Genomic DNA, 18890 nt, shown 5'->3' with positions numbered 1-18890 from the left:
GTCATGAACTCCGTCTCATCGTTCGTAGGGACTGGGGGTGGGGAAGTAGGAGGTGAAGAAGTCGTCCAGCAACTCCTGCTGCGCCTCGATGTCCTCCGGGGTCGAGAAGGCGTCGTTGAGGCAGAAGGTGTCCCGGTCCCGCCCCTCGCACAGGCGTTGCAGCCGGTCCGCCAGATCGGGCACGGCCAGCTGGAGGTAGGCGAAGGGCATGGAGCTCGGCTGGGCGCGTCCGGTCATCGCCGCGTAGTACAGCGCGAACGACGAGGTCGGCGACAGGTCGGTCATGGCCCGGAACCGACTGGCCGAGGTGCGCGCCCAGGCCTCGGGGAACTCGCGTTCCGCCTCCTCCATCGCGGAGCGGCGCAGGGCGTAGGGGATGTGTTCCATCGGTTGCGTGATCACCTTGCCGAAACGTTCCTTCAGGAGCGCCCGGTTGTTCTTGCACGCCGCGTCCACGGGAGAGTCGGTCTCCGCCACCGGCCCCTGCGGGATGCGGTTGCGCGACGGGAAGTAGCGCGCCGTCCCGTTCGGCGTGAAGAACGCGTGGGGCGCCACCGGACGCCCTATGAACATGTCGTCGTTGAAGTACAGGAAGTGCTCGGCCAGGCCCTGGATGTGGTGCAGCTGGCTCTCGATCGAGTGCGAGTTGAAGGTCGGCAGGTCCTCCGGGTTGCGGAAGATCTCCCGGTGGGTGGCGATGCGGATGCCGGGCACGTCCTCACGCATCCAGGCGGGCACCTGGTCGTCGGTGACGACGTAGATGTTCCGGATCCACGGCGCGAACAGGTGGAGGGAGCGCACCGAGTAGCGCAGTTCGTCCCGGCTGATGAAGCGGGCGTCGCTCGCCGACTCCGCGTGGTAGACCTCGCCCTTGGCCTGCGCCTTGCGCTGCTGCCAGGCGGGGTCGTTGCCGTCGACCCAGGTGTACACGGCGTCGACGGGGAAGGCGATGTCGTCGGCGCAGTTCACCAGGAACTCGGGGCGGGTGGACAGCGCGGGAGCCAAGGGCTCGGGGGTCCAGTCGGAGACGAACCGGCTGAACAGCCGTGCGGCGCCCTTGACGTTGCCGCCGTCGGCTGCCACGGCCCAGGTGATGCGGTTGGCGCGGGGAGCGACGAGGTGCGCGCCCTGCCGCTGCCAGAACTCCAGGGCGCAGCCGTACTCGTGCCCGAGCAGCAGGTGCCGGCCCGGGTCGGTGCGGTACCAGCTGATCTGCAGGACACGCGCGGTGGCCACGTCCCGCCAGGCGCGCGGGTCGCGCGAGGACACCGGCCTGGCGGGCCGGGGCGCGTCCGGGTCGACGACGGTCAGATGTCCCGGGAACTGACTCAGGCCGCGGAACACCGCCTGCAGCACGCGCTCCCGGTGCTCCTCGTCCACGCCGATCACCGTGCCGTGATCGACCGTGCCGCGGACCGCGAAGTGGGGGATGCCGACCGTGTCGAGCAGCGCGGACAGCGCCGAGCGATTGGCCTCACGGGCCCCCAGCGGCGTCAGGGCCGGCTCGACGTAGACGTCGCCGTGCTCCGCGGTGAGGGTCGTGGGCGCGGCGGACCGTCGCGTTCCGTGATGACCGTCCTGCCGGGGGCTGTCCGTCGATGCGCTTCGCCGGGCGGCGACATCGGATACGGCCGTCACGCCTTACCCCCCTGAAGGCGCCACGTACGCAGCGGCACAGCCACCCAGACTCCCCTCACTCGGGACACACGCGGGTGGGCACCGGCGGCCGTGACCTCGTGTGCCCCCGGCTGGATCCACGACCGTTCCCGGTCCGGCACCGCCGGACCAGTTTTCTCATGAACTTTAAACCTTCACAGGACAGGCGTATCTTCATCAAGCTTTCTTAAAGCTGTCAACTACAAGCACCTATGGCGGAAACCACAGCATTTCCGTACAACCATTTGCGTGGCAGGCATCCGCCGAAAGATCAGGAGCCGCCGCCCGGAGACGTCCGACATTCGGTCTATAGTTCGGGGGCACTTCGACCAACACCGCTGCGGCGGGGCCCGGCCTCACCCCCACTCGTGCCCTGCTTGACGCCCGGACCCATGAGCCGGTGCACGAGAGAGAGGACAGAGGTCCATGACGCATGCCCCGACGGAGACGCGAGGCCGCCGGTCCAGGCGTGCGCCGTCCGGCGGAGGGCAGGAACGGCCGCGCCGACGCCGTGTCTGGCGTTGGATCGCGCTGAGCCTGGTCCTGCTCGTCCTGATCGGGGGCGGGGTCGGCTACTGGCTGTACAGCGACCTCAACGGGAACATCAAGGGCGTCGACATCAACGAGGCGATCGGCGACGACCGCCCCGAGAAGCTGCCCACCTCCGGCCGGAACGTACTGGTCCTGGGCTCGGACTCGCGCTCCGGGGACAACGCCGCCCTGAAAACCGGGAAGATCGCCGGAGCCCGCTCGGACACGGCACTGGTGATGCACATACCGGAGGGCCGCAAGGAGGCCGTCGCCGTGAGCATCCCGCGCGACACCCTCGTGACCCGGCCCGCCTGCTCCAAGCAGGACGACTCCGAGGTCCCGGCGGCGGAGCGGGTGATGTTCAACTCCATCTACTCGCAGGTCGGTCCGGCCTGTGTGGTCAAGACGGTGGAGCAGATGTCCGGGATCCGCATGGACCACTACATGGAGATCGACTTCGCCGGCTTCAAGGACCTCGTGGACGCGATCGGCGGGGTGACGGTCACCGTCGACCAGGACATCCACGACACCTCCAGCGGCCTGGACCTCACCGCCGGCACCCACAAGCTGGACGGCACCGAGGCACTGGCGTTCGTCCGTACCCGGCACGGCATCGGCGACGGCAGCGACCTCGGACGCATCGGCCTCCAGCAGCAGTTCATGCTCGCGCTGCTCAGCGAGATCAAGCGCCAGGACCTGTTCGGCAGCCCGACCAAGACGTACACGATCGCCGACCAGCTCACCTCGGCACTCACCACGGACTCCGAACTGGCCTCGCTGACCAAGCTCGCGGAGTTCGGGCGCAGTCTGAACGGTGTCGACCCGTCCACCATGGACACCATCATGCTGCCGGTGGCCTACGACAAGCAGGACCCCAACCGGGTGGTGGCGGCCCAGCCGCAGGCGGACGAGCTGTGGAAGGCGCTGCGCGAGGACAAGGACGTCCCCGAGTCGGCGAGGAAGTCCCCCGCCAAGGGCGGCAGCTCCTGAACTGAGCCCCGGGCACGGAGAGTCCCGGGGACGAGAAGACGCACGACAGCGGCCGCCCGGTGAGGCAGGAGCCCCGGCTCCCTTCCCACCGGGCGGCCGCCGGTGCGTCAGACGCGCACCGCGGGATCGAGGGACAGCCCCGGCCCGTCGGCCTGACGGGCGACGTGCAGTGCCCCGTCCTGTCCGATCACCGCGAGGACGACCCGGCCGTGACCGTCCAGGGCCAGCGCCGGCGCACCCGTGCCGAACTCACCGGTGGGCGACCACCACAGGCCCCCGCCCTCGTTCTCGGTGCCGCACGCCGCCAGCATCACGTGGCCGTCCGGCCCCCGGTGGGCCAGCACCGTGCAGTCGTAGCCGTCGAGCACCGTGCGCAGCGCCGCGATCCTGTCGTCGGTGGTGACCTGTCCGAGCGGGATCACCCAGCCGCCGAGGCGGTGGGCGAGGAGCTGACCCGTGTCCAGGTCCGCCCAGTAGTACGTCGCCCGGTCCGGCGCCGTCTCCAGCAGGGCGAGGGTGCCGGGCTTCACCCGCAGCGCGATGTTCGGCTCCTGACCGAGTGCGCCGTCGGCCTTCGCCTGCGACCACCTCAAGGTGTGGGCGCGGTTGCCGGCGAGCACTTCGACGCGCCCGGAGGCGTGGGCGAGCGCCGCCAGCCCGCCCCGTACCCCGCTGCCCTTGAGGTCCGCCCAGGCCTCCCACCTGCCGTCGGTCCCTTCCCTGCGGAGCATCAGGCCCCCGCCGGCGTTGGGGACGAGGACGTGCACCCGGCCACTGGGGCTCACCGCGCCCACGGGCGCGCCGAGCCGCGCGGCCCGCTCCTGGTCCTTGTGCGGATTGCCCACCGACCGCCACTCGGTGACCGGGCGGGCGGTCTGGTACTGGATGGCATGGACCACGTCGACGACGGTCGCGCCGTCGCCCCCACGGGCGCGCCGGCCCAGGAAGTGGACGTAGGTGTCCGCGCCCTGCACCACCGAGAGATGGGTGAGATCCGGGGCCGCGACGAGTTCCGGCGCTGACCAGTGCGGGCCGCCGGGCCTGGCCTCCGTCCAGCGCAGCAGTCCGTCACGGGAGCGGGCGTAGGCGGAGAGCCTGCCGTCCTTGCCGAGGACGAGCCAGCGGCCGTCGAGGGTCTGCTCGGCCACGTACCGCTCGCCGACCGCATCGGCGCTCCGGTCGCTCACTCTGCCGCGGGCCGAGGCCCGCCCGGATCTGGTCCGCATGACGTGACCTGCCCCCTCCTGCCGCTGGTTGCGGCGAACGGCCACCCTCACGAGCAGCTTGTTCTACGCGGAGGCTGAGCGCAGACCATCATAGATCGAACATTTGACGACCATGATGTGACAATCACTTCACGACCCACCTCTGGTCAGACCGCGCTCAGACCTCCCGCCACCCCTCCAGCGCCAGCCCCGCCTCCTCCTTCCGCCGCGTGACGCGCAGCGCGGCCGTGGTGGGGTCGAGGGCGGCCGCGACCAGGGTGCCCCGGGCGTCGACCGCCAGGGCGACCTCGGCCGTGGCCGGGAGGGGCGGGCCGGACTCGGTCCACCAGGCGCCCGCCTGTTCCTGCTCCGTGGGGTACGCCGCGAACGCCACCCGGCCGCTCGCCGAGCGCTGCGCCAGCACCGTGCAGTCGTGCCCGTCTATCTCGCAGCGCACCGCCGCGACCGGGCCGGGGCCCGCCGCCTGAAGCAGCGGCACCGGCTTGCCGCCGGGGCGCCAGGCGCACAACTCCCCGTCCTGGGCGGTGAAGAAGAGGGTGGTCCGCTCGGCCGACGTGCGCAGCACCCGCAGGGTGCCGGGGCGGGCGGCGACGTCCGCCGTCTCGTCCCGCGTGGGCGTCCTGCCGGGCTCCTCCTGACGCCAGTGCAGGATCCGGTCCGGCGTCGACGCGTAGACCTCGACCAGGCCCGACTCCCGGCTCGCGGCGGCGAGTTGTTCGTGGACGCCGGAGCCCTTCAGGTCCCGCCAGGGGTACCAGCCGCCCCGCTCCTTCTGCACCAGCAGGCTGACCCCGCCGCCCGCGTTGCGCACGAAGACGTACGCGCGCCTGCGGTCGTCCACGGCCACGGCGGGCGTGCCCGTGCGGTCGCCCTTGCCGTTGGGGTGGCCGACCGCGGACCAGTCGAGCGGGGCGAGCAGCGGGCGGAAGTGCGTGCAGTGCACCAGCCGGGACTCACCCGGCCCCGCATGCCGCCACGCGGCCAGATGGGCATACCCGTCCACGCCCTGTCCCACGGCCGCGGGTCCCTGCTGGAGCCCCAGGTCGCCGCCGGCCCGGCGGAAGGGCTCCCAGGGGCCGCCGGGAGCTGTCTCCGCGCGGCACAGGACGGCGTCGTCCGATTTCAGATAGACGGTGAGGCGGCCGTCGCGGCCGCGGAGAAGCCAGTCGCCGTTCACCTGTTCACCTTACGCACTGCGGTCCGTGCCGTGGGCGCGGGGATCCCGCCGTACGGTCTCCCCCGCGGGGGGATTGCCCGGGCTTGCGTGGGACCCTGACCGTATGGAAGAGGACGTTCCCCTGCTCGTGATCGTCGACGCCGCGAACGTCGTGGGTTCGGTGCCCGACGGGTGGTGGCGGGACCGCCGGGGCGCCGCCGAGCGGCTGCGGGACCGTCTCGCGGCCCAGGGGGTGCCCGGGCACGAGGGGCCCGTGGACATCCTGCTGGTGGTGGAGGGCGCGGCCCGGGGTGTGGAGCCCGTCCCGGGCGTCCGGGTGGCGTCCGCGCCCGGCAGCGGGGACGACCACATGGTCGCCCTCGTGGCGGAGGCGGGCGACCGTCCGGTCCTGGTCGTCACGGCCGACCGTGAGCTGCGCCGCCGGGTACGGGAGCTGGGCGCCGACGTCGCCGGGCCCCGTACCGTACGGCCCGCCCCGCGCCGCGACTGAGCCCCGGTCACGTCACCGCGCGTCACGGCCCCGCGCCTCCGGACGGGCCGGGTGCACGGGGCCGTGGAACCGCGGGACGGATCAGGAGGCCGGCGGCGCCGGTGACGTGGTGTCCTCCTCCTTCGCCATCCGGCTGTGCGTCCGGCTGTACAGGAAGTACACGACGATGCCGATCGCCATCCAGATGCCGAACCGGACCCAGGTCTCCGCGGGCAGGTTGAGCATCAGCCACAGGGAGGCCGCCACCGACACGATCGGGAGGACCGGGACCCACGGGGTGCGGAACGCGCGGGGCAGGTCGGGGCGGGTGCGGCGGAGGATGAGCACGCTGATGGCGACGATGACGAAGGCGAACAGCGTTCCGATGTTCACCAGCGCGGCCAGTTCGTTCAGCGGGGTGAAGCCGGCCAGGATCGCGATGAGGACACCGAGCAGGATGGTCGGCCGGTGCGGGGTCTTGAACCGCGGGTGGACCCGGGAGAAGAACCGGGGCAGCAGTCCGTCGCGGCTCATCGCGAAGAAGACGCGGGTCTGGCCGAGCAGCAGGATCATGCAGACGGTCGTCAGTCCGACGGCGGCCCCGAAGCTGATGAAGCCGGCGAACCAGGGATGCCCGGTGGCCTTGAACGCGTCGGCGAGCGGGGCGTCCACGGACAGCTCGGTGTAGTGCTGCATGCCGGTGACGACGAGCGACACCAGGACGTACAGCAGGGTGCAGATGAACAGGGAGCCGAGGATGCCGCGGGGCATGTCGCGCTGCGGGTTCTTGGTCTCCTCGGCGGCGGTGGCGACGATGTCGAAGCCGATGAAGGCGAAGAACACCACGGACGCGGCGGTGAAGATGCCCATCACGCCGAAGTTGGCCGGGGCCCAGCCGAACATCAGCTGGATGAGCGGCGAGTCGAGACTGTCCCCGGCGGGCACGGGCTTGGAGTCCGGGATGAACGGGTCGTAGTTGTCGGCGGTGATGAAGAAGGCACCGGCGATGATGACGACCAGGACGACGGTCACCTTGATGGCGACGACGACCGTGGTCACCCGGGCGGACAGCTTCATGCCGAGGACGAGGATGCCGGTGAGGACGAGCACCAGGGCGGCGGCGAGGATGTCGAAGCCGAAGACGTCGGAGCCCTCACGGCTGCCGAGCGCGGCGGGCATCTCCCAGCCCGCGTTGTCCAGGAGCGACTGGATGTAGCCCGACCAGCCGACGGCCACCACCGCCGTGCCGAGCGCGAACTCCAGGACCAGGTCCCAGCCGATGATCCAGGCCGGCAGCTCACCGAGGGAGGCGTACGAGAACGTGTACGCGGAGCCCGCCACGGGGACGGTGGAGGCGAACTCGGCATAGCAGAGCGCGGCCAGCGCGCAGACGACACCGGCCACCACGAAGGCGAGGGCGGTGGCCGGACCGGCGTTGTCCTTGGCGACCGTGCCGGTGAGGACGAAGATGCCGGTGCCGATGATGACACCGACACCGAAGACGGTCAGATCCAGCGCGGACAGGGATTTCTTGAGGGCGTGCTCGGGCTCCTCGGTGTCGCGGATGGACTGCTCGATCTTCTTCGTCCGGAAGAGGGGGCTTGTCACGGGTACCTCCCACGCTTGTCGTCCTCGACATGATCGAGAGGGGGCGTGGTTCGTATGCCCCGGCGCAGGCGCCTTCACGCGAACGGGCCGCGCGCGCCACACTTCACGGTGGCACGCGCGGCCCGTTCGGACCACGTGCGCGCGGCCGGACCGGTGACGGCGGGTCGCGCGCGACGGCGGGTCAGTCCCTGGCGGGCTCCACCGAGTCGACGGCGTCCGCGGAGGAGCGCTCGTACCGGCCGTCCAGCTTGGCCACCAGGCCGGTGACCTGACGGGCCACGTCCGGGGCGGTCAGCCCGATCTCCGCCATGACCTCGGCGCGCGAGGCGTGGTCGAGGAAGCGCGGCGGGATGCCGAAGTCGCGCAGCGGCATGTCCACCCCGGCGTCGCGCAGCGCCTGGGCGATCGCGGAGCCGACGCCGCCGACGCGCGAGTTGTCCTCGACGGTGACGACGACGCGGTGCTTCGCGGCGAGCGGGGCCATGGCCTCGTCGACCGGCTTGACCCAGCGCGGGTCGACGACGGTGGCGGAGATGCCCTGACGGTCCAGCAGCGAGGCGATCTCCAGGCACATCGGGGCGAGCGCGCCCACGGAGACGAGGAGCACGTCGGGGGTGTCGGTGCCGGGCTCGCGCAGCACGTCCATGCCGCCGACGCGGCCCACGGCGGGCACGGCGGGGCCGACGGCGCCCTTGGAGAAGCGCACCACGGTGGGGGCGTCCTCGACGGAGACGGCCTCGCGGAGCTGGGCGCGGACCTGGTCGGCGTCGCGCGGGGCGGCGAGCCGCAGGCCGGGCACGACCTGGAGGATCGACATGTCCCACATGCCGTTGTGGGAGGCGCCGTCGGTGCCGGTGACGCCGGCGCGGTCGAGCACGAAGGTGACGCCGCACTTGTGCAGGGCCACGTCCATGAGCACCTGGTCGAAGGCGCGGTTCAGGAAGGTGGCGTACACGGCGAAGACGGGGTGCACGCCCGCGTGGGCGAGGCCGGCGGCGGAGACCGCGCCGTGCTGCTCGGCGATGCCGACGTCGTAGACGCGGTCGGGGAAGCGCTTGGCGAACTTGTCCAGGCCGACCGGCTGGAGCATGGCGGCCGTGATGGCGACGACGTCCTCGCGCTCCTCGCCGAGCGCGACCATCTCCTCGCCGAAGACGGACGTCCAGTCGGCGCCGGAGGTGGCGATCGGCAGGCCCGTGTCGGGGTGGATCTTGCCGACGGCGTGGAAGCGGTCGGCCTCGTCCTGCAGGGCGGGCTGGTAGCCCCGGCCCTTCTCGGTGATGCAGTGGACGATGACCGGGCCGTTGAACCGCTTGGCGCGGGCCAGCGCGGACTCCAGGGCCTCGATGTCGTGGCCGTCGATGGGGCCGACGTACTTCAGGCCGAGGTCCTCGAACATGCCCTGCGGGGCGATGAAGTCCTTCAGGCCCTTCTTCGCGCCGTGCAGGGTGTCGTAGAGGGCCTGGCCGACGACCGGGGTGCGCTCCAGGAGGTCCTTGGTGCGGGTCAGGAAGCGCTCGTAGCCGTCGGTGGTGCGCAGGGTCGCCAGGTGGTTCGCCAGGCCGCCGATGGTGGGCGAGTAGGAGCGCTCGTTGTCGTTGACGACGATGACCAGCGGGCGGTCCTTGGCGTCGGCGATGTTGTTGAGCGCCTCCCAGGCCATGCCGCCGGTGAGGGCGCCGTCGCCGATGACCGCGACGACGTGGCTGTCGTCCCGCTTCATCAGCTGGTTGGCCTTGGCGATGCCGTCGGCCCAGCCGAGCACCGTGGAGGCGTGGCTGTTCTCGATGACGTCGTGCTCGGACTCCGCCTGCGAGGGGTAGCCGGACAGGCCGCCCTTCATCTTCAGCTTGGAGAAGTCCTGCCGGCCGGTCAGCAGTTTGTGCACGTAGGACTGGTGGCCGGTGTCCCAGAGGACCTTGTCCCTCGGGGACTCGAACACCCGGTGCAGGGCGATGGTGAGCTCCACCACACCGAGGTTGGGGCCGAGGTGGCCGCCGGTCTTGGAGACCGCGTCGACGAGGAAGGTCCGGATCTCCCCGGCCAGCTGGTCGAGCTCCTCGAGGGTGAGCCGGTCCAGATCGCGCGGTCCCCTGATGCGGGTCAGCAGCGGCACCCGTGCCTCCTTGCAGTAGAGCTGATCGAGCTGTTGCCGGGCGGGTCGAGTCTAATCTTCCGCTCAACCGATCGTTCCCGGGGCGGTGCGTCCTACATCACCCGTTCGGGCAGTACCCCCGTAAGACGCCCCTACGACACGACTGTGCCCGGCGCCTGTGAAGGCACCGGGCACAGCCACCCCGAACGGGGCGCGGGACCGTATCCGTCTGCGGCTCTGCCGCGCGGGCGCGACCAGCCGTGAACCGGCCCGCAGCCAGGCGACTAGGCCTAGGCCCGCCCCGCGGTCTTCTGCGTCTTCCGGGTGACGGCGTCGATGACGACCGTCGCCAGCAGCACACCACCGGTGATCATGTACTGGACCGGAGAGGCGATGCCCTCCAGCGCCAGCCCGTACTGGATGGACACGATGACCATCACACCGAGCAGGGCGTTCCACGTGCGGCCACGACCGCCGAAGAGCGACGTACCACCGATCACCGCGGCGGCGATGACGTTCATCAGGAACTCACCGGTACCGGCGCCCTGGTTGGCGGAGGCGATCTTCGACGCGACGAACAGACCGCCCATCGCGGCGAAGGTGCCGGCGATCGCGAAGACCGAGATCCGGACCATCTCCACGTTGATGCCCGCACGGCGGGACGCCTCGACGCTGCCGCCGAGCGCGAACACCTTGCGGCCGTAGGAGGTGCGGCGCAGCACGAAGTCCGTGATGACCAGGAAGGCCAGGAAGATCACCACGGCCAGCGGCAGGCCCTTGTACTGGTTGAACACGATCGCCACGGCGAAGGCCAGGATCGCGAGCAGCGCCGTACGGACGATGATCTCGTTCAGCGGACGGGAGGGCACCCCGGCCGCCTCGCGGCGGCGGTTGTCGAAGAACGCGGTGAGGAAGTACGCCACGGTCGCGAACAGCGCCAGACCGTACGCGGCGGCCACGTCGGTGAAGTAGTAGCTGGTCAGCTTGACGACCAGGCCCTCGGAGTCCAGGTTGATGGTGCCGTTGTCACCGAGGACCTGGAGCATGAAGCCCTGCCAGAACAGCAGGCCGGCCAGGGTGACGGCGAAGGCGGGGACGCCGATCTTGGCGAAGAAGAAGCCGTGGATCGCGCCGGCGACCGTGCCGGTGAGGATCGCCAGCACGAGCGCGAGTATCTCGTTCATGCCGTGCGTGATGTTCAGCACGGCGAACGTGGCGCCCGCGACACCGCTGACGGAACCGACCGACAGGTCGATCTCGCCGAGCAGCAGGACGAAGACGATGCCGACGGCGATCATGCCGGTGCCGACCATGGCGACGGACATGTCGGAGAAGTTGCCGGCGGTGAGGAAGTTGCCGTTCAGGCTGGTGAAGATGGCCCAGATGACCAGCAGGCCGACGACCACGGGGATGGAGCCGAGGTCACCCGCCTTCATCTTCCGCTTGAACTCGTTCAGGTAGCCGGCCAGGCCCTGCTCGCGCACCAGCAGCCGGGGGTCGACCGCGGTGACGGCCTTGGCGGCCGCGGCGGGGTTCGCCACGGAGTGGTCCTCGGCGGTGGGGGTGGAGGTCTTCTCGGTGCTCACTTCTTGATCTCCCCATTGGTGCGCGCCGCACGACGGGTCACGGCGTTGTCCGTGGCGCCCGTGATGGCGGAGATGATTTCTTCCTGCGAGGTCGACTTGACCTCGAAGACGCCGTTGTTGCGCCCGAGGCGCAGGACGGCGACCTTGTCCGCGACGGCCTTCACATCGGCCATGTTGTGGCTGATGAGGATGACCGCGTGGCCGCGCTCACGCAGCCGCTCGACCAGGTCGAGGACCTGCGCGGTCTGCTCGACGCCGAGGGCGGCGGTGGGCTCGTCCAGGATGACCAGCTTGGGCTCGCCGAGCATGGACCGGGCGATGGCGACCACCTGGCGCTGTCCACCGGACAGCGAGGCGATCGGGATGCGGACGCTGGGGATGCGGATCGACAGGGTGTCGAGGAGCTCGCGGGAGCGGCGCTCCATCTCCACCTCGTCCAGGATGCCGCGCCTGCGCAGCTCCCGGCCCAGGTAGAGGTTGCCGACGACGTCGATGTTGTCGCAGAGCGCGAGGTCCTGGTACACCGTCGCGATGCCCAGGTTCTGGGCGTCGTGCGGCTTGTTGATCTGGACGGGCTTGCCGTCCCACTCGATGGCGCCTTCATCGATGGGGTGCACGCCGGCGATCGTCTTGACCAGCGTGGACTTTCCGGCGCCGTTGTCGCCCACCAGGGCGACCACTTCACCGGCGTGGACCTCAAGCTCGACGTCGGTGAGCGCCTGGACGGCACCGAACCGCTTGGAGACCCCGCGCAACGCCAGCACGGGCGTAGCGGACACGTGAACCATCTCCTTCGCCGCCTGACCCGGCGGGAGGTTGTGCAAGGAATTTGGGGGGGTGTTCCGTCCGGCGCCCCGCGTAGCTTGCGGGGCTGGTGTGTGCGGGGCGCCGGCGGAAGCGCTGGGCAGTCGTCCCGTCGGGGAGTCCGGGTCTACGGACTCCCCTCGTCACGGGATGCGGGACTGCTTACTTGAGGCCGATCGCGTCGCAGGCGGCCTTGTACTTGTCCGTGCAGATCTCCTGGACGGTGTAGATGCCGTCCTTGATCACGGTGTCGTTGATGTTGTCCTTGGTCAGCGAGACGACCGGGACGATCACCGACGGGATGCCCTTGTCGGTGGGGCTGTCGACCTTGTCCTTGGCGATGGAGTCCAGCGACTTGCCCTGGGCCAGCGCGACGGCCATCTCCGCGGCGACGTTCGCCTCCTGCGGGTACGGCTTGTAGACGCTCATGTACTGCTCACCGGTGACGATGCGCTGCACGCCCGCGAGCTCGGCGTCCTGGCCGGTGACCGGGATGTTCTTCAGGCCGGCGGCCTTGAGGGCGGTGATGATGCCGCCCGCCATGCCGTCGTTGGCGGAGTAGACGCCGACGATCTTGTCCTTGCCGAGGGCGGAGATGGCGCCCTCCATGTTGGCGTTGGCGTTCTCGGGCTTCCACTCCTTGGTGTCGTACTCGCGCCCGATCTTGACCTTGCCGTCGAGGACGGAGTGCGCGCCCTCCTTGAACATGGCCGCGTTCGGGTCGGTGGAGGAGCCGTTCATCATGACGATCTGGCCGCTCTTGGCCTTGCCGCCCAGCGCCTGCAGCAGGGCCTCGCCCTGCGTCTTGCCGACGGTCACGTTGTCGAACGACGTGTAGGCGTCGATCGGGCCCTCGGCGAGGCGGTCGTAGGCCACGACGGGGATGCCCGCGTCCTTGGCCTTCTTCACGGAGCCGGCGATGGCCTTGGCGTCCACCGCGTCCACGATGAGCACGTCGACCTTGTTGGTCACCATCGTGTCGACCTGCTGGTTCTGCAGGCTGGCGTCCTGCTTGGCGTTGGCGTAGACGACCTCGCCCTTGTTGTTCGTGAGCTCCTTGACCTTCTTCTCGATCAAGGGCTTGTCGAGCTTCTCGTACCGCGCGGTCTGGTTCTCCGGCAGGAGCAGACCGACCTTGATGTTGTCGCCCTTGGCGGCGGAGTCGCCCGAGTCGCTCTTGTCGCCGGACTCGGCGGCGCTGCCACAGGCGGCGAGCGAGACGGCCATCGCACCCGCGGCGATGGCGAAGGCGGCACGACGCATACGCGTGTTCACTTCTACAAACCTCCCTGACGAGGCCGCGTCGTTGCGGCCGAGGTGGCTGGAAGTCAACTCGGCCGCACGTGCGACGTCAAGAAGTAAATCCTTAACGAGATGGCAACGGTGCCATCCGTTCTCTAAGTGAAGGCAGGCGTGGAGGCCGCGAGGGACCCCGTCGCAGTTCCGTCCAGAAGGGTCGAATCGCCCATCTCGCTCAGCGCCAGCGCGAGGGCGCCGAGCACCTCGGCGCGGCCTCCAAGTGCCCCTGGAAGCACGGACAGTTGGCGCGCGGCGCTGGGGATGGCGTAGCGTCCCACGGACTCCCTTATGGGGCCAAGGACCAGCTCCCCGGCCTCCGCGAGATCACCGCCGAGGACGACCCGGCTCGGGTTCAGGAGGTTGCACAGATTGGCCACACCGCTGCCGATGTGGCGGCCCACGTCGGCGATCACCCGACGGCATCCCGGGTCGCCGTCCCTGGCCATCCTCACGACGCCTTCCATGGTCAAGTCCGTGCCGTGGCTGGGCTGGAGCAGCGGCAGCACGTAGCGCGCGGCCGTGAAGGTCTCCAGGCAGCCGCGGTTGCCGCAGCGGCAGACCGGGCCGGACTCGTCCAGGGTGATGTGTCCGATCTCGCCCGCCGTGCCGCCCGGGCCGCGGTAGATCTTCCCGCTGATCACCAGACCGGCGCCGACACCGCTGGCGACCTTGATGTACGCCAGGTCGCGCACGCCCCGGCCGCTGCCCCAGACCATCTCGCCGAGGGCGCCCAGGTTGGCGTCGTTGTCCACGTGCACCGGCACGCCGAGCCGCCCCCGCAGCTCCTCGGCGGGGCGGGTGCCGGACCAGCCGGGCAGGATCGCGGTGGACCCGAGGGTGCCGGACTCCACGTCGATCGGTCCCGGCACGCCGAGGCCGACACCGGCGACCTTGGACCGGTCCACGCCGGTGGCCTCGATCAGCCGGTTGACCAGCTGTTCCGCCCGGTCGAAGCCCTGCGAGGAGGAGGCGTCCACGTCCAGCGGCTCGGACTCCTCCGCGAGCACCTGATGGGCGAGGTTGCCCACCGCCACCCGCAGGTGGGTGTGGCCGAAGTCGACCCCGATGACGATGCCGGCGTCCCCGCTCAGCGATACGCTGCGGGCCCGGCGTCCCCCCGAGGAGGTGGGGGTGACCTCGACCGTCCCGCCCTCCTTCAGTTCCCGGACGATGTTGGAGACCGTGGCCGCGGACAGGCCGGTCGTCCTCGCGATCTCCGCCTGGGTCAGGGAACCCGCCAGACGTACTGCTCGGACGACCCGCTCCAGGTTGGCTCGGTGCAGCGACGACTGCGACCCCGGAGTCTCCATTGACTCTCACCCTCATCCCTGGCCCGCGTCACCCTGGGGCGACGAGGCCTTGTACAAGTTATGAAGTCCAAGCTCCGCTGAATCGCCCAGTGCCGTCAAGACCTTGACAGAAATCGGTTCCAGGCCGTGTCCGGCCGACTACGTGCAGTGCGTCACAGGGGTCCGGCCCCGGAGAGCTGTCTCTCCGGGGCCGGACCCCTGTGTACGACGGGTGGAGCGACGGCGTGCGTCAGCGGAAGGTCCCCTGCGACACCGAACCGGCGATCCGCCGCTGGAAGACGCAGTAGACGATCAGCACGGGCACCACCGTGATCACGATGGCCGCGAACAGCGCGCCGTAGTCGATGTCGTAGACCTGTGAGGACGCGTAGGCGGCCATGCCCTGGGTGAGGACCCACATGTCCTGGTCGGTGTTGAGCGCCACCGGCAGCAGGAACTGGTTCCACAGGCCCAGGAAGTTGAAGATCGCCACCGCCGCCATGCCCGGACGGGCCATCGGCAGCATCACCTGGAAGAACGCCCGCCAGTCCCCGGCACCGTCGATCAGCGCCGCCTCGTACACGTCGTGCGGCAGCGACCGGAAGAACGAATAGAGGAAGAACATCGTGAACGGAAGCGCGAACGCGACATAGGTGAGAATCAGTCCTGGACGCGTGTTCAGCAGCCCGAAGTTCTGCAACTGGAAGAAAAGCGGAACGATCGCCAGGAAGACCGGAAACGTCAGGCCGGCGAGCATGACGTAGTAGATCAGCCGACGGCCGGGGAACTCGAACCGGGCGAGAATGTAGGCGCACATCGCGCCGAGCAGCATCACCAGGATCAGTGCCGAGACCACGACGATCACGGAATTCAGGAAGTACCTTCCGATGTTCGCGTCGGTCCACGCGTTCGCGTAGTTCTCGACCCGCCAGTGATCCGGCAGCGAGAACGGCGACGAAAGGATCTCGCCGGTCGATTTGAACGACGACATCAGCACCCACAGCATGGGCACGATCACGACCACGGACCACACGATCAGCAGGGCGTGCGAGATCGCCGCGAAGCGGCGGTCGCTGCTCGCGGCGACACGCGTCAGCCTCCGGTCCCTCACCGGTTCACGGTCACCGGCCGTCTTCCGGTCGGCGGCGATGACGCTCACCCGGCACCTCCCTCGGCTGCGGCACGCCGGGCTTTCGACCCGGGTGCCTTCCTCTTGCTCTCGCCCTCGCCGCCGCCCGTGAGGCGGTTGACGAGGAACACCAGCGCCGCGAACACCAGGGTGACGACGGCGAGGACGACGCCCATCGCGGTGGCGTAGCCGAACTGCTGCTTGGCGAAGGCGACGTTGAACAGACGCTGGCTGATCGTCAGGGTCGAGTTGTCCGGACCGCCGTTCGGCAGCATCGCCTGCACGTAGACGAACGCGTCGAGGGCGGCGATGCCCAGGTAGATGTACGCCGTCTGCACGCTGTCCCGGATCGCCGGCAAGGTGATCGAGACCGTGGTGCGCAGCCGGCCGGCCCCGTCGATCCTCGCCGCCTCGTACAGCTCGGCGGGGACGCCCTTGATCGCGGCGATGAAGAGCACCGCGTAGAACCCGACGAGCCCCCAGACGATGACGAACATCAGGGACGGCATCGCCGTCGCCTTCTCGCCCAGCCACGCGAACGTCTCGAACCGGTCGAGGCCGAGGCCCGTGAGGACGCCGTTGAGCAGACCGGCGTTCGGGTCGTACATCTGCGCCCAGATCAGACCGACGATGATCGCGGGCACGACGTACGGGAAGAACGAGACGATCCGGTAGAACGACGCTCCCCGGATCCCTCGGACGGGGCCCTTGCTCGGCCCTCCCAGGGTGATGGCCACGGCCACCCCGAGGGCGAGCGTCAGCGTCACCAGCGGCACGAAGACCGCGAGGAGTGCGACGTTGCGCAACGCCTTCAGGAACACGTCGTCCTGGAACATCTTCGTGAAGTTGTCGAAGCCGACGAAGGTGTAGTCCGGGCTGAAGCCGCGCCAGTCGGTCATGGCCCAGAAGATCGCCTGGCCGAACGGGATCAGGACGAAGATCACGAAGATGGCCAGCGGGACACCGAGGAACGCGAGGAAGAACGTCACCCGGTCGAAGGTGAACTTGCGGCGCCGTGGGCGCCCACCGCGAGCGGCCGGCTCGGGCCGGCGGCTCGCGGTCTCGGCAGTGGGGATCGTGTCCTTCATCGCGCTGCTAGCTGACCTTGACCTTGTCGACGGAGTCGTCCTCCCGGACCTTGTCGGAGATCTTCTGCAGGGCGGAGGTCAGCCCCTTGCCGTCGAGGTCACCGGCGAGGAACGAGTTCCACGGCACCAGCTGGTCGGTGTTCATGCCGTAGGTCTCGACGAACATGTAGTTGAAGATGTTGGTGCCCGCGGCCTCCAGCATCGTCGTCTGCGAGACGAGGGCCGTCGATCCGTAACCGTCGGCGGGCACGGTGCCCTTGACGATCGTCGGGGCCAGCTTCGTCTTCGAGAAGTTGGCGGCCGCCTTCTCCGACAGCATCGCCCGCAGCACCTCCTTGGCGCCGGCCGGGTTCTTGCCCTGCCGGGGCACGATGAACGGCTCGCCGGCGGCCGCGCGGAGCGACTCGTAGGGCAGCGCCGGCTTGTCGGTGAGCGTCATCGACGGGAAGCTGGTCATCTGGAAGTCGGCCTTCGTGGCCTTCTTCATCTCGTTCTCGATCCAGCCGCCGGACGGGTAGAGCAGCGCCTTCTGGTCGTTGCTCCAGATCGCCTGCGCCTTCTGGAACTGGGTGCCGGAGCCGCCGGGGACGAACATCTTCTGCCTGACCATGGTCTCCATGACCTTGATGACGCCCTGGACGGCCGGGTGCGACCAGCAGCCCTTCTCCAGGTTCTCCAGGGCGAGCCGGACCTCGTCGCCTCCCTCCTTGATCGCCGAGTCGATCAGGAGCGTGCGGTAGTAGGTCGCCGCCTCCTTGCCGTGGACGAAGAGGTACTTGCCCTTCTTCTTCGCCTGCTGGCCGAGGTCGAGCGCCTCGTCCCAGGTCTTCGGCGGGGTCCAGCCGTTCTCCTCGAAGAGCGTCTTCGAGTACCAGACGCCGTACACGGTCATCACGTAGTTGAGCGCGACGAACTTGTCCCTGAACGTGCCGGGGTCCTTGACGCCGGGGTAGACGATGTCGGCGATCTTCTTGCCTTCGTAGGTGTTGGCCTCGAAGAGGTCGTCGAGCTCCTCCAGCTGGTCGAGGATGCCCAGGAAGCCGATCTGGTCCTCACCGGAGTTGTCGATGAGGTCCGGCGGGTTGCCGCCGACGAAGCGGGGCTGGAGCTGGGGGGCGATGTCGACGACCGGGTCGACCTTGACCTTGAGGCCCTTGACCTGGCTGCCGAGCACCTGGTTGGTGTAGTCGACGTAGTCGGTGCCGTAGCCGCCGTCGAAGATGGCCGCCTCGACCGTGGAGTTCGCGGCGACACCGAACGGGTTCGTGGCGCTCTTCTCGCCCTTCGGGCCGCTGCCGCCGCCGCTGTCCTTGCTGGAAGGAGAGCTGCACGCTACCGCGAACGATCCCACCGCCGCGGTGGCGATGGCCCCGCGCAGGAGCGTCCGCCTGTCAAGAGAGCCGGCACGAATGGTCATCTCTGCATCCTCACTGATCGATTGGCTCGGTACGGGTGTGCTGCGTGTGCGCCCGCCGTGGCCGGACCGGTCCCCCGCCGGCCGTACCTGGGGCGTTGTCGCCGTCGTCTCGGAGCCGCGGTGCGGCGCCGGTGATCAGCTGAGCGATGCCGGCGCGGAAGCCGCCGGGGCCGGAGCGGTGGTCGCACCCCGCCTGATCAGATCGCCATGGCCTACGCCGGAAGTGGATCCCATGCTCAAGTCCTCGCCTTCTCCAGGACTCAGGCGGTGAACCGGATCCTCCGGCACCGCGTTCGGGTCAAGCTGGGTCGTGCAGGAAGTGCGGCTGGTACGGGGCGGGTGCGGTGAAGATTGCCCCGGAGTGCCGACAGGTATAGTCCACTTCACGCCGACGGAGCAAGATCGAATGCAAGGTTCCCCGTACGTCTTTTCCGAGTTGAGACCTCGCGGAAATAAGAGCCTCGGGCACCTTACGCAACGGAAAAGTCCGCGCCATCGCTTGCGAATGCCACAATCAACCCCTTGA

The 18890-nt window shown here is 69.4% G+C and carries 14 protein-coding genes; 2 read left to right on the top strand and 12 right to left on the bottom strand.

Going from position 1 to position 18890, the window contains the following annotated elements:
* Nucleotides 1-15 precede the first annotated feature (15 nt).
* Nucleotides 16-1638: a stealth family protein gene (locus ACQZOG_RS23755; protein WP_033274046.1), complete on the bottom strand. Its 1623-nt coding sequence runs from the start codon at nucleotides 1636-1638 to the stop codon at nucleotides 16-18.
* A 444-nt stretch (nucleotides 1639-2082) separates the two neighbouring features.
* On the opposite strand from ACQZOG_RS23755, the gene ACQZOG_RS23750 reads away from it, so the two are divergent.
* Nucleotides 2083-3177 carry an LCP family protein gene (locus tag ACQZOG_RS23750; RefSeq protein ID WP_430741776.1) on the top strand — a complete coding sequence of 365 codons (1095 nt, stop codon included), beginning with the start codon at nucleotides 2083-2085 and terminating at the stop codon, nucleotides 3175-3177.
* Nucleotides 3178-3284: 107 nt separating this feature from the next.
* On the opposite strand, the gene ACQZOG_RS23745 is transcribed toward ACQZOG_RS23750, so the two are convergent.
* The gene (locus ACQZOG_RS23745) at nucleotides 3285-4403 is read right to left on the bottom strand and encodes a hypothetical protein (RefSeq protein WP_033274048.1); all 1119 of its coding nucleotides are present in this window, start codon (nucleotides 4401-4403) and stop codon (nucleotides 3285-3287) included.
* A 157-nt stretch (nucleotides 4404-4560) separates the two neighbouring features.
* Nucleotides 4561-5580: a hypothetical protein gene (locus tag ACQZOG_RS23740; RefSeq protein ID WP_033274049.1), complete on the bottom strand. Its 1020-nt coding sequence runs from the start codon at nucleotides 5578-5580 to the stop codon at nucleotides 4561-4563.
* A 103-nt stretch (nucleotides 5581-5683) separates the two neighbouring features.
* Here ACQZOG_RS23740 and ACQZOG_RS23735 point away from each other — a divergent pair, with 103 nt between their 5' ends.
* On the top strand, nucleotides 5684-6070 hold the full coding sequence (locus ACQZOG_RS23735) for a hypothetical protein (RefSeq protein WP_033274050.1): 387 nt from the start codon (nucleotides 5684-5686) through the stop codon (nucleotides 6068-6070).
* An 81-nt stretch (nucleotides 6071-6151) separates the two neighbouring features.
* On the opposite strand, the gene ACQZOG_RS23730 is transcribed toward ACQZOG_RS23735, so the two are convergent.
* The 9 genes from ACQZOG_RS23730 to ngcE form a co-directional block, all read right to left on the bottom strand.
* Entirely contained in the window at nucleotides 6152-7657 is a 1506-nt protein-coding gene (locus tag ACQZOG_RS23730; protein ID WP_033274051.1) for an amino acid permease, read from the bottom strand.
* 181 nt (nucleotides 7658-7838) lie between these two features.
* On the bottom strand, nucleotides 7839-9773 hold the full coding sequence (gene dxs / locus ACQZOG_RS23725) for a 1-deoxy-D-xylulose-5-phosphate synthase (RefSeq protein WP_037642233.1): 1935 nt from the start codon (nucleotides 9771-9773) through the stop codon (nucleotides 7839-7841).
* 269 nt (nucleotides 9774-10042) lie between these two features.
* On the bottom strand, nucleotides 10043-11338 hold the full coding sequence (locus ACQZOG_RS23720; protein WP_203549929.1) for a sugar ABC transporter permease: 1296 nt from the start codon (nucleotides 11336-11338) through the stop codon (nucleotides 10043-10045).
* Nucleotides 11335-12126 carry an ATP-binding cassette domain-containing protein gene (locus ACQZOG_RS23715; RefSeq protein WP_033274054.1) on the bottom strand — a complete coding sequence of 264 codons (792 nt, stop codon included), beginning with the start codon at nucleotides 12124-12126 and terminating at the stop codon, nucleotides 11335-11337. Before ACQZOG_RS23715 ends, ACQZOG_RS23720 begins: the two co-directional genes overlap by 4 nt.
* A gap of 178 nt (nucleotides 12127-12304) precedes the next feature.
* Nucleotides 12305-13405, bottom strand: coding sequence for an ABC transporter substrate-binding protein (locus tag ACQZOG_RS23710; RefSeq protein ID WP_033274055.1), 1101 nt, complete (start codon nucleotides 13403-13405; stop codon nucleotides 12305-12307).
* 134 nt (nucleotides 13406-13539) lie between these two features.
* Nucleotides 13540-14751 carry an ROK family transcriptional regulator gene (locus ACQZOG_RS23705; protein WP_033274056.1) on the bottom strand — a complete coding sequence of 404 codons (1212 nt, stop codon included), beginning with the start codon at nucleotides 14749-14751 and terminating at the stop codon, nucleotides 13540-13542.
* A 229-nt stretch (nucleotides 14752-14980) separates the two neighbouring features.
* Nucleotides 14981-15889, bottom strand: a complete 909-nt coding sequence (locus tag ACQZOG_RS23700; RefSeq protein WP_033274057.1) for a carbohydrate ABC transporter permease — start codon at nucleotides 15887-15889, stop codon at nucleotides 14981-14983.
* Nucleotides 15886-16947, bottom strand: coding sequence for a carbohydrate ABC transporter permease (locus tag ACQZOG_RS23695; protein WP_359498663.1), 1062 nt, complete (start codon nucleotides 16945-16947; stop codon nucleotides 15886-15888). Before ACQZOG_RS23695 ends, ACQZOG_RS23700 begins: the two co-directional genes overlap by 4 nt.
* A gap of 7 nt (nucleotides 16948-16954) precedes the next feature.
* Nucleotides 16955-18298: an N-acetylglucosamine/diacetylchitobiose ABC transporter substrate-binding protein gene (ngcE, locus tag ACQZOG_RS23690; protein WP_430741892.1), complete on the bottom strand. Its 1344-nt coding sequence runs from the start codon at nucleotides 18296-18298 to the stop codon at nucleotides 16955-16957.
* Nucleotides 18299-18890: the final 592 nt, after the last annotated feature.

This window comes from Streptomyces sp. P13-3-3, from assembly GCF_050571355.1.
Lineage (GTDB): Bacteria > Actinomycetota > Actinomycetes > Streptomycetales > Streptomycetaceae > Streptomyces > Streptomyces althioticus.
This window is presented reverse-complemented; position numbering and strand designations above follow the sequence as displayed.

Coding starts and splice junctions, on each gene's coding strand:
- ACQZOG_RS23710 (WP_033274055.1), bottom strand. CDS start 13,405: ATGCGTCGTGCCGCCTTCGCCATCGCCGCGGGTGCGATGGCCGTCTCG.
- ACQZOG_RS23695 (WP_359498663.1), bottom strand. CDS start 16,947: ATGAAGGACACGATCCCCACTGCCGAGACCGCGAGCCGCCGGCCCGAG.
- ACQZOG_RS23705 (WP_033274056.1), bottom strand. CDS start 14,751: ATGGAGACTCCGGGGTCGCAGTCGTCGCTGCACCGAGCCAACCTGGAG.
- ACQZOG_RS23735 (WP_033274050.1), top strand. CDS start 5,684: ATGGAAGAGGACGTTCCCCTGCTCGTGATCGTCGACGCCGCGAACGTC.
- ACQZOG_RS23745 (WP_033274048.1), bottom strand. CDS start 4,403: ATGCGGACCAGATCCGGGCGGGCCTCGGCCCGCGGCAGAGTGAGCGAC.
- ACQZOG_RS23750 (WP_430741776.1), top strand. CDS start 2,083: ATGACGCATGCCCCGACGGAGACGCGAGGCCGCCGGTCCAGGCGTGCG.
- ACQZOG_RS23715 (WP_033274054.1), bottom strand. CDS start 12,126: ATGGTTCACGTGTCCGCTACGCCCGTGCTGGCGTTGCGCGGGGTCTCC.